This is a genomic window from Alteromonas sp. AMM-1, assembly GCF_047290655.1.
In the GTDB taxonomy this organism is placed as follows: Bacteria; Pseudomonadota; Gammaproteobacteria; order Enterobacterales; family Alteromonadaceae; genus Alteromonas; species Alteromonas mangrovi.
On sequence record NZ_JBLBUE010000116.1, the window covers coordinates 1 to 11,083 of the forward strand.

Sequence of the window (11,083 nt, forward strand, 5' to 3'; positions counted from 1 at the left end):
AACCGCCGCCCAAAAACGTGATCACTGCAGAGCGGTGACGCCGCTTGCCATTGAGTAGCGTTAAAGTGTGATCCGATGCTAATCCGCGCAAATTGGCAGGGCGAACCAGCATGGCGGCATCATTAGTGGTTTGCGCATTCACATTCAACGACGGCACGGTTTGAGTTAGCGCATCCAGCATATTCTGGCTACCCTGAAAGAAAGGCTGGTCAAGCGCAATGATATCCAGCGGAACCGCTGATTCATAAGCACCTCTTGCCGAAGCGCGGGTACCCAGTACCGAAATGCGTTCAAATTGTGGAAGCTTTTCTTCAACCGGCGTAATTAGCGCTGTATCCGGAGCGTCAGCGCTTTCAACGGTATTACTTTGCTCAACTCTCTGAATAATGGTTAAAAAGCCATTGTCGTCCAGATTCAAGGCCAGTGGCGTGTCGTTTAACAATAACTGCAACACTTCCTCAAGGGTGTACAACCCTTCTACGCCAGGCAACACAATTTTTTGCGCCAGCTCGTAGGGAAATAACAGTGTGGTTTTAGCCTGTGTAGCAACCTGAATTAACGCTTTATCTGCGGTTTGCGAGCGAATTGAAAAAGAATAACGCTGTGCGGTGAGCTGGCTGTTAACGCCTTGAGAGGTCTGTGCATAACTATTTACCGGCGCGACAGAGCCGCTGGTAACCAGTAACAAAAATAAAGAAGCGCTTGTCCAATACCTAACGTGCAAGGATGAATGTTAATGCTGCGTAAAATTCCGCTAATATTTACATAAACTCAACCGCAGTGCACCCATTCTCTGTAAATAGCCTGCTATGTGCGGTTAAATCGCACTATCTGCACGATGTAAATGAATATTTTGCTCGCTGTCTTTATAAGATTGTATGTCAAAACTGTTTTGCAACGCTGCCAAAAGACCGTTGATATCGCCTACCCGGAAATAGCCGGCAATACGCGTATCGACGATGCGCATGTCATCTATTACAAATTTTACCCGGGTGTAGCGACTGATCTCATCCAGCGCCTTAGTGAGCTCCTGACCCGTAAACACAATCTGACCATCCTGCCAGGCCAGACTCTGAGCAATCTCAGACTGTGTTAATGCCGTTCGTGCCGAAACACTCTTGTTGATCAATGCCTGTTCACCCGCGAACACCATTACGCCTTCCAGTTCTATTGGTAATGGCGCACGGTTGCGCTGAGCAGACGTTGTGGCGTCGGATACCGTTTGCTGGCTCACCCTGACTTTACCCTCAGTAACCACCAGCTCGAATGCTTTGCCCTGGGTGTATTCCATATTAAATGCCGTACCCACCGCAGTGACAGAACTGTCGCCCGCAAACACAGTAAAGGGACGCGCAGGATCGTGAGCCACATCAAAATGGGCTTCGCCTTTTAACAGCTCAATCTGCCGGAAGCCAGGAAAAAAATTCACGCGGATTTGCGAATCCGTGTTTAAAAATACTTTGGTGCCGTCTGCCAACAATACCGTTTTCTGTTCACCCACATTGGTTGCCGAGTCCTGAGAAACACTGGCAACAGCGTCCTCGGGCTGAATGGAGGGAAGCATATTCCAGCTCAATGCGCCGGTTACCGACACAGCAATAAGCGCCGCTGCAGCTAACCATTTTCGGCTACTGGCTGTGCGTGCCTTTTTACGAGGTTGATAGGTCACCAAACCTTGCAAAGCATGCATTACACTCATGTCATCCCACAGCGAAGCCATATCGAACAGCATTTTCTGGTTAGACGGATTCGCTGCCAACCAGTGTTGCAGTTGCACCGTTTCCTCTGCTGAAATACCGCGATCGATTGCGGCAACCCATTCACAGGCTTTGGCCTGTATGGTTTCTTTGCTGTTGAATTGACTAATGTTACTCATGACTACTGCTCTGCTTTACCCCAGATTAGACTGGCTTTCGTCCCTGTTATGGGGCTGCTGTTGCCGCGCTAAAAACTGTGCACACTGCATCAGGCCTTTGGCAACATGCTTTTCCACGGTGCTTTCGCTAATTTGCAAAAGCTCTGCGATGTCCCGCTGGCTCATATCGTACACTTTCTTTAACAAAAATACGCGCTTTACTTCTGCCGACAGGTTTTCAGTTGCCTGGCAAAAGTGAATAAACCGTTGTTTGCTCTCAACCTGTCGCTCTATCATTTCATCACTGAAATCGGTTGCCAGTACATCCATATTCTCAACCTGATCGTTGAGTTGATGTGCCGCCCGGGAAACGTGATTAAGCGCCAGATTCCGCACTGTTCTGAGCATATAAGTGCGTTCGTATTGTATTTCTTGCTTTAATTCAGCTTCGTAACTTTTTACAAAGGCATCCTGCACAATGTCTTCAATATCGTTGTCGTCCACAATTGAACTTATCGCCCGCATTAGCTTGCTGCGATATTTTACGTAGGTGGTAGCGATTTTCGATGTGCCGCTCATTATTCAGTCTTATTTAACCAGTTGCGATTTTATTATTATAGCTTCGGCTGAAATGGCCGGCCGGCATTATACCGGTCGGCCATGGTTTCAGGGAAACAAATCACCTTAGAAGGTGTAAATACCTCTCAGGTAATAGAAGCCACCGTTAATACCGATTGGTGACGTAGTTGGGTACTGAGAACCGGCAATTTCGTTATCGTACAGGACGTTTTCGTCAGGACGCTCGTCAAACAGGTTCTTCGCACCCGCAACCAGTTGCAGATTTTCAGTAAAGTGATAACCCACTTCTAAATCGAAGGTGTACTCAGAACCGACCTGATCAATTGGCAGACCTGAATCAAGGTGGTCCTCGAAAATACTACCTGCGTAGTTCAGACGACCCAACACGCGCCAGTCACCATTGGTGTGGTTTGCTGTAAAGCTATAACGCGTTGCTGGCAGGTTGTTCTCCAGCATGCGAACGCGGTCAGCTGAAATGTTATCTGACGCTTCGTCTACCGTGGTTGACGTCCAGTTATATGCTAATGAGAACTTGGTTTCGCCGCCCATCATGTCCATTGAGTAGTTAGCAACGATATCAACACCTTCAGTGGTGGTATCAAAATCGTTAGTGAAGAAGCTGACTTCAGAGAAGCTTGATGCGTCTTCTACACCTTGAGCTAACAGCGCAGCGATGTCTTCAGCCGTTAACTTGATACCAGAAGTCGTACTGATACGGTCAGTTACTTCAATGTGGTAATAGTCAACGGTCAGGAACAATCCACTGTCGAACTCAGCAATCATACCAACGCTCATGCTTTCTGACTCTTCAGGCGTTAATTGCGAACCGCCTTTTTGTACAGAGATTGGATCGGTTGGAGGCAGCGTTGCACGGTCGATAAGCTTACCGTCAGTACCAAATGCCGTAGTAACGTTACGCACGTTGCTCTGACCAATGGTAGGCGCTTTAAATCCAGTGCTATAAGCACCGCGGAAAGCGATGTCGTCGGTTAACTGATAACGCAGTGACACTTTACCTTTGGTGGTATCACCAAAGTCAGAGAAGTCTTCATAACGAAGTGCTGCGGTTAACAGTAAGTCATCAGTAAGTGACACTTCTGCATCAACGTACATTGCAATATTGTGGCGTGACGCTTCGCCCGCACTGCGCTCAGACAGGCCAGGGAAACCGTTCGAACCAATACCAAAGCCTTGTGACGCCAATGGACCAATTGCCCAGGACGCCGCATCACCCGCCACGCTTTCGTAAGTTTCATGGCGATACTGGAAACCACCCGCCAAATACAATGGCGCAGACAAACCCACATCAAATGGCTTGTTCAGATCGATATCCAATGATTTTTCAGTTTGCGTGTATTTGCCTGGTTTAAACGAGGTAGGCGTATCTGGCCCCAATGATGGGTTAATGGTATTGCTAATCGCAAAGTCCACTTCGTTCTGACCAAAGTTCAGGCTGATGTCGTAACCGATTTCATCGCCAAACTCACCACTAGTACCCACGATTAAAGACATATCCTGAACGGTACCACCGAAACGAGGTGTGAAACCGCCTGGGAACATTTCGTTAAATGCGAAACAGTTAGCGCCAACCGCTGTTGAATTATCTGCGATCAACGCATAATCCGCGTTATCAAGAACATTGCCATCGCTAATGCGCACCGCTGGACATTCAATACCTGTGCCTACGCCATCCAGGTCACCTACCAGCAGCAATGGTGTACCATCATCATCGGTGCCGCCATCGTAAACACCGCCACGAGTGTGTGGGTTACGGTAGTAGAAACCGCCTTCCACTTCACGCTCAGCATAGTTACCAAACATGTATAGGCGAGAATCAGCGCTTAAGTCCATTCCCAGGTTAGCAAATAACTTCACATCGTCTTTAATTTCCGGGCTACCCCAGATTTGCGATGGATTAGCCACAAAAGTGTTGCCAGCCGCAATAAGTGCCGCAGCATCATCGCGCTGTACGCTGCGAGAAGTTGGGTCAGAAGTACGGTATTCCGCTGTAATATTGGCAAAACCATCAGAACCTAACGGCATACCTACGTTACCACTCAGTTGCAGCATATCGCCGTCACCTTCGTAGTAAGAACCAGTACGTGCTTCAAACATGCCGCCTTCAGCTGCATCTTTCAGCACAAAGTTAACCACACCTGCGATGGCGTCTGAACCGTACTGTGCGGCCGCACCGTCACGCAGTACTTCTACCTGCTTAAGTGCTGCTGCCGGGATAGTTGAAATGTCAGGGCCTTGGGCACCATCAGACAAGCCACCGCCCAGGAAGGTAATTACCGCAGAGCGGTGACGACGTTTGCCGTTTACCAGTACCAGCGTGTGGTCTGATGCCATACCACGTAAGTTCGCAGGACGAACCAGTGTTGAGGCATCGTTGATAGGTTGGTCGTTAACGTTCAGTGATGGCACCACTGTTTGTAACATCGATACCATATCAGTAGAGCCCTGATTTACGAACTCTTCTTCAGAAATGATGTCGATTGGTACGGCTGAATCACCTATTGAGCGAGGCGCTGCGCGCGTACCTACTACGGCGATTTTTTCTACGTTTTTCGCTTCGCTTGTTTCCTGAGCAAGTGCAGGTGTTGCCACTACACTACCCGCAGCAACAGATGCTGCAAGAATCAGCCGAAGCTGAGAAGTCAGCTTTGATAAACTTGTGTTCATAATGGTTTCCCGGTTTATTATCAGGCCATTTTAGAGGTGCATTTGCAGTGCAAAATACGCCGGCCTTTTATGTGTAAATTTAACCTTCAACTCCATCTCGAGGATCCGAAATAGCCTTTGGGTTATAGACGCTAAACCATTAGAAAACAAACAAAATATGGGAAATAAAAAATATATTTTTTGGGTATGGAGGATCGTGTTTTGCGACTTGTCTATAGTATGTTAAGCCAGATTTAACCGGTGATTTCTTAGCGCTTTTTGGGCATTATTTATACAATACTCGCTCTACAATAAACTGTGAAATCCGGCCGAAAAAAAACCGGCTTTTGGTAGCCGGTTTTTATAAACAGTGCGAATTTTCATCAGGCCAATGGCCAGCTTTATTCCGCTTTTTGTTTAGCAGCAGTTTCTTTAATCAGCGTTTGCAATTCACCTTGCTGAAACATTTCCAGCATGATGTCGCAGCCACCTACTAATTCACCGTCTACCCATAATTGCGGGAACGTGGGCCAATTGGCATATTTTGGCAATTCTGCGCGAATATCCGGATTTTGCAGGATATCAACATACGCAAACTGTTCACCACATGACATTAGTGCTTGTGATGCCTGTGCAGAAAAACCACAACTAGGGAGTTTAGGTGAGCCCTTCATGTATAACAGGATCGGATTTTCCGCGATTTGCTGTTGAATACGTTCTAATGTGCTCAGTTCACCGTTGTTTTCCATGAATGCCTCTTAAGATCTGTTCTGAATAGCGAAAGTGTATTACCGCTAATATGGTATTAGATTGCGCTTTTTCAAGCTGCGACAAATCAGTATTGTTCTGCCGCTGCCAGCGTTGGGAGACACTTTATCACCTTTTCTATGTTTCCCCTATGCCAGCAAGCACAACTATTCAACATTTGCTTATATCTCATCTCTCTATGCCATGCTGTTTTGAATTGATCGATTCTGCGTGGCTCGCGGTAATATATTCGAGGCGTAACAAATGTTGGCAATTGCGCAAATCATCATATAGTCTGATGATTCTTGGCAGTCGCTTTTGACGAATCAACTTTGAAAAACATCAACCCATCGAAAAATCCGTATTTTGTCATTGGGTTAGTAAAATTCGTCCCTATATACAACACAGTCGGGGTAACGCCCATACACAACAACACTTACTCTGACAACTGACTACGTACAATCAACCACGAAAATGGAGACTCAAATGGCTTTTGAATTACCAGCGTTACCTTATGAAAAAGATGCTCTGGAGCCACATATTTCAGCAGAAACGCTTGATTTTCACTATGGCAAGCACCACGCCACGTATGTAACCAAGTTAAATGGTCTAATCGAAGGCACAGACCTGGCATCAAAAAGCCTGGAAGAAATCGTTAAATCTTCTGAAGGTGGTGTATTCAACAACGCAGCTCAAATTTGGAACCACACGTTTTACTGGCACAGCCTGAGTCCAAATGGCGGCGGTGAGCCAACAGGTGCCCTGGCAGATGCCATTAAAGCCAAATGGGGTTCTTTCGACGATTTCAAAGCGGCGTTTAACGACAAAGCGGTAAACAACTTTGGTTCAAGCTGGACCTGGTTAGTAAAAACTGCGGATGGTAGCCTGGATATCGTAAACACCAGCAACGCAGCCACTCCACTGACAGATGCTAACCTGACTCCGCTGATGACAGTTGACCTGTGGGAACACGCTTACTACATCGATTACCGCAACGTGCGTCCTAAGTACCTGGAAGGTTTCTGGGCACTGGTTAACTGGGAATTTGCAGCAGCAAACTTCGCAGCATAACAGCACATAAGCGTTAAATTTGTCATAAAATACCCGGCTTTCGCCGGGTATTTTTTTGCCTGAATCACGAGAAATCAACGATATTCACAACGCGCTCAACTGTGCCCAAAAATCCCGTAATTGATACGAAAATACCGTTTGTTATACGCAAAGCTCCGACACTCTGAAACCCCAATAAAACTCTGCCCTACATGAATTTATTAACAAAATTATTGCAAAAATAAACGATAAATAACCGATCGTGGGCCTTTGTTTTCTCGTATTTAGGGTCTATGCTGGAACTACGGGAGACCGTTTTTTATACAGGGGTATTTATGGGTATTTTCGAGCATTACCAAGAGCGCTATGAAAAACATAAGCAAGAAGAGTTCACAATCCAGGAGTTCTTAGACATCTGTAAAAACGACCCGATGGCCTATGCAAACTCCGCAGAGCGTTTGTTGAAGGCCATTGGCGAACCCGAGATGATGGACACCTCGACAGAACCAGCCTTAAGCCGTATTTTTTCCAACCGTATCATTGCACGTTATCCGGCATTCCATGAGTTCTTTGGCATGGAAGAAGCTATCGAACAAATCGTTTCCTACCTGAAGCACGCCGCTCAGGGATTGGAAGAAAAGAAACAAATTTTATATTTACTGGGGCCGGTAGGTGGCGGTAAATCATCATTGGCAGAACGGTTAAAAGAATTGATGCAGATGGTGCCGATATACACCCTGCAAGGTTCGCCGGTGAACGACCACCCGTTTTGCCTGTTCGACGTAAACGAAGATGGCCATATTCTGGAACAGGAATACGGCATCCCAAAACGCTATCTCAAAACCATCATGTCGCCCTGGGCTCGTAAGCGCCTGCACGAGTTCAATGGTGATATTACCAAATTCAAAGTCGTAAAAACCTTTCCATCCATTTTGGATCAGGTTGGTATAGCTAAAACAGAACCCGGTGACGAAAACAACCAGGATATTTCTTCGTTGGTGGGTAAAGTGGATATTCGCCGCCTTGAACAGTTTGCTCAGAATGACCCTGACGCCTATAGCTACTCAGGTTCTTTGTGCAAAGCTAACCAAGGGTTAATGGAATTCGTAGAGATGTTTAAAGCACCCATCAAGGTGCTGCATCCCCTGTTAACCGCTACTCAGGAAGGTAACTACAATCCTACTGAAGGATTCTCTGCGCTTCCCTTTGACGGGTTAATTCTGGCCCACTCCAACGAATCGGAGTGGCAGACATTTCGCAATAACAAAAACAACGAAGCCTTCCTCGATCGTGTTTACATTGTAAAAGTGCCCTATTGTTTGCGCGTGTCTGAGGAAATGCGCATTTACAACAAACTGCTTGAAAACAGTGAATTATCTGGTGCGCCGTGTGCGCCTGATACACTGAAAAGCCTGGCACAGTTCATTGTACTGTCGCGCTTAAAAGCGCCGGAAAACTCCAGTATTTATTCAAAAATGCGGGTATACGACGGTGAAAGCCTGAAGGATACCGACCCGAAAGCCAAGTCGTATCAGGAATATCGCGATTACGCCGGTGTGGACGAAGGCATGGTAGGATTATCCACGCGCTTTGCGTTTAAGATCCTGTCCCGTGTGTTTAACTTTGACCATACCGAAGTAGCGGCAAATCCGGTTCACTTGTTTTACGTGCTAGAACGCCAGATAGAGCGTGAGCAATTCCCGCAGGAAACCGCAGACCGCTACAAGGAATTCCTGAAAGGCTATCTGATTCCGCACTATGTGGAATTCATTGGCAAGGAAATTCAAACCGCTTATCTGGAATCCTATTCCGAATACGGCCAGAATCTGTTTGACCGGTACGTAACCTATGCAGATTTCTGGATACAGGATCAGGAATACCGCGATCCGGAAACCGGCCAGTTGTTCGACCGGGCGTCGCTGAATGCTGAGCTGGAAAAAACTGAGAAGCCAGCTGGAATCAGTAACCCGAAAGACTTCCGCAACGAAATCGTGAATTTTGTGCTGCGCGCCAGAGCCAACAACGGGGGTAAAAACCCTACCTGGACCAGCTATGAAAAACTGCGCACAGTTATTGAGAAGAAAATGTTCTCCAACACTGAGGATTTACTGCCGGTTATTTCGTTTAACACCAAAGGCAGCGCGGATGACAAGAAAAAACACGATGACTTTGTTAATCGCATGGTGGAGAAAGGCTATACCCAAAAACAAGTCCGCTTATTGTGTGAATGGTACCTTCGCGTCCGTAAAGCATCTTAAGCCAGCAGCATTACGCGTTTAGCGCTTGAATGAAGGGGTTGTATGGCACATTTTATCGACCGCCGGTTAAACAGTAAGGGCAAGAGTACGCTTAACCGGCAGCGTTTTTTAAAACGCTACAAGCAACAAATTAAACGCGCCGTGTCTGACGCTGTAGGTGACCGCTCGGTGACCGACGTTGACTCTGGCGAGCAAATCAGCATTCCAAAACGCGATATTTCTGAGCCGGTATTTCACACCGGGAAAGGGGGAAAACGCACTGTTGTGCATCCGGGAAACGATCAGTTCATTGCCGGCGACCGCATCGACCGCCCACCTCAGCAAGGAGGGGGTGGCAGTGGTCAGGGCGACGCCAGTGACTCAGGCGAAGGCCAGGATGACTTTAACTTTTCCATTTCCAAAGATGAATACCTGGATTTACTGTTTGAAGATTTGGCGCTCCCCAATTTGAAAAACAGCCAGTTCAATCAGGTTGTACAGTACGAGACATACCGGGCGGGTTTCCAAACTGATGGAGTGCCCAGTAACCTCGATATTGTGCGTTCACTGAAAGGCTCAATGGCGCGCCGTATTGCATTAACTGCCGGTGATCGCCGCAAGCTTCGGGAACACGAGGAAGCTCTTGAAGCGCTGCGAAACGACAAGCACGACAACACCGTAGCCATCATGGAACTGGAGCACACCATCGCGGTGTTAAAAGCAAAAATCGCAGGCGTACCCTTTATTGATACTTTCGATTTACGCTTTAAAAACTATGCCAGAAAGCCGGTGCCTACCAGTAAGGCGGTGATGTTTTGTTTAATGGACGTATCTGGCTCCATGGATCAGGCTACCAAAGATATGGCCAAGCGCTTCTATATCTTGTTGTACCTGTTTTTAAGCCGAACGTATAAAAACGTTGAGGTGGTGTATATCCGCCACCATACCCAGGCCAAAGAAGTCGACGAACAGGAGTTTTTCTATTCCCAGGAAACCGGCGGAACTATCGTGTCCTCGGCGCTGAAGCTAATGCAGGAAATTATTGCCAAACGGTTTGACCCACAGGAATGGAATATCTATGCCGCTCAAGCGTCGGACGGCGACAACTGGGCAGAAGATAGCCCACTCTGTGCCGAACTATTGGCCAGACAGATCCTGCCGGCCGTACGTTATTACGCTTATATTGAAATCAGTCCACGCGCGCATCAGTCGCTGTGGGAACAATACCAACAATTACAGGCCAGTCAGCCTAAGCTGGCGTTGCAGCAAATCCGTGAAATCAGTGATATTTACCCGGTGTTTCGCGAACTCTTTAAAAAACAAGCTGCCTGACGGAGGTCTTCAGTATGTCTAACTCCGCTTTAACCAGCCGCGCCTGCTTACCCGATGGTCCCGACTGGACGTTCGAGCTACTGGCGAGCTACCAACAGGAAATTGCCCGGGTTGCCGCGCACTATCAGCTGGATACCTATCCCAATCAGATTGAGGTGATTACCGCTGAGCAAATGCTGGATGCCTATTCCAGTATTGGTATGCCGATTGGCTATCACCACTGGTCTTATGGCAAAAAATTTATTCAAAGCGAGCAGCACTACAAAAGAGGCTATATGGGGTTGGCCTATGAAATCGTCATCAATTCCGATCCCTGCATTGCCTATCTGATGGAAGAAAATACCCTGCCAATGCAGGCGCTGGTGATGGCACACGCCTGCTATGGCCATAATTCGTTTTTTAAAAATAATTACTTATTCCGCACCTGGACCGACGCCTCATCAATTATCGATTATCTGGTGTTTGCCAAAAACTATGTCAGCAAGTGTGAGGAGAAATACGGTATCGCCGAAGTCGAAAATTTTCTCGACTCCTGTCATGCCTTGATGAATTATGGCGTTGATCGTTATAAAAGACCCCAGAAGATCTCAATGGCGGAGGAGCAAAAACGCCAGCAACA

General features: G+C 47.2%; 8 protein-coding genes and 1 pseudogene. 4 read left to right on the top strand and 5 right to left on the bottom strand.

What is annotated here, in order from left to right; all coding sequences use genetic code 11:
* The 5 genes and pseudogenes from ACLR2L_RS15045 to ACLR2L_RS15065 all read right to left on the bottom strand — a co-directional run.
* A pseudogene (locus ACLR2L_RS15045) lies at positions 1–688 on the bottom strand (TonB-dependent receptor); the annotation flags it as partial.
* Between the two features lie 129 nt (positions 689–817).
* Positions 818–1,876 carry a FecR family protein gene (locus tag ACLR2L_RS15050; RefSeq protein ID WP_413369198.1) on the bottom strand — a complete coding sequence of 353 codons (1,059 nt, stop codon included), beginning with the start codon at positions 1,874–1,876 and terminating at the stop codon, positions 818–820.
* Between the two features lie 15 nt (positions 1,877–1,891).
* The gene (locus tag ACLR2L_RS15055) at positions 1,892–2,434 is read right to left on the bottom strand and encodes an RNA polymerase sigma factor (RefSeq protein ID WP_140955990.1); all 543 of its coding nucleotides are present in this window, start codon (positions 2,432–2,434) and stop codon (positions 1,892–1,894) included.
* A 105-nt stretch (positions 2,435–2,539) separates the two neighbouring features.
* Entirely contained in the window at positions 2,540–5,119 is a 2,580-nt protein-coding gene (locus tag ACLR2L_RS15060; protein ID WP_413369200.1) for a TonB-dependent receptor plug domain-containing protein, read from the bottom strand.
* A gap of 380 nt (positions 5,120–5,499) precedes the next feature.
* Positions 5,500–5,847, bottom strand: a complete 348-nt coding sequence (locus tag ACLR2L_RS15065) for a Grx4 family monothiol glutaredoxin (protein WP_181405015.1) — start codon at positions 5,845–5,847, stop codon at positions 5,500–5,502.
* Positions 5,848–6,331: 484 nt separating this feature from the next.
* Here ACLR2L_RS15065 and sodB point away from each other — a divergent pair, with 484 nt between their 5' ends.
* From sodB to ACLR2L_RS15085, 4 genes are all read left to right on the top strand, one after another.
* Complete coding sequence (sodB, locus tag ACLR2L_RS15070) at positions 6,332–6,916, top strand: superoxide dismutase [Fe] (protein WP_140955992.1); 585 nt, start codon at positions 6,332–6,334, stop codon at positions 6,914–6,916.
* 314 nt (positions 6,917–7,230) lie between these two features.
* Entirely contained in the window at positions 7,231–9,153 is a 1,923-nt protein-coding gene (locus ACLR2L_RS15075) for a PrkA family serine protein kinase (RefSeq protein WP_413369203.1), read from the top strand.
* A 42-nt stretch (positions 9,154–9,195) separates the two neighbouring features.
* Positions 9,196–10,464, top strand: a complete 1,269-nt coding sequence (locus ACLR2L_RS15080) for a YeaH/YhbH family protein (protein ID WP_413369205.1) — start codon at positions 9,196–9,198, stop codon at positions 10,462–10,464.
* 14 nt (positions 10,465–10,478) lie between these two features.
* Positions 10,479–11,083 (top strand): SpoVR family protein (locus ACLR2L_RS15085; RefSeq protein ID WP_413369207.1); only part of this gene is annotated, 605 nt, incomplete at its 3' end.

Excerpts from the sequence above, each read along its gene's own strand:
- ACLR2L_RS15050 (WP_413369198.1), bottom strand. The coding sequence starts at position 1,876 with ATGAGTAACATTAGTCAATTCAACAGCAAAGAAACCATACAGGCCAAA.
- ACLR2L_RS15055 (WP_140955990.1), bottom strand. The coding sequence starts at position 2,434 with ATGAGCGGCACATCGAAAATCGCTACCACCTACGTAAAATATCGCAGC.
- ACLR2L_RS15060 (WP_413369200.1), bottom strand. The coding sequence starts at position 5,119 with ATGAACACAAGTTTATCAAAGCTGACTTCTCAGCTTCGGCTGATTCTT.
- ACLR2L_RS15065 (WP_181405015.1), bottom strand. The coding sequence starts at position 5,847 with ATGGAAAACAACGGTGAACTGAGCACATTAGAACGTATTCAACAGCAA.
- sodB (WP_140955992.1), top strand. The coding sequence starts at position 6,332 with ATGGCTTTTGAATTACCAGCGTTACCTTATGAAAAAGATGCTCTGGAG.
- ACLR2L_RS15075 (WP_413369203.1), top strand. The coding sequence starts at position 7,231 with ATGGGTATTTTCGAGCATTACCAAGAGCGCTATGAAAAACATAAGCAA.
- ACLR2L_RS15080 (WP_413369205.1), top strand. The coding sequence starts at position 9,196 with ATGGCACATTTTATCGACCGCCGGTTAAACAGTAAGGGCAAGAGTACG.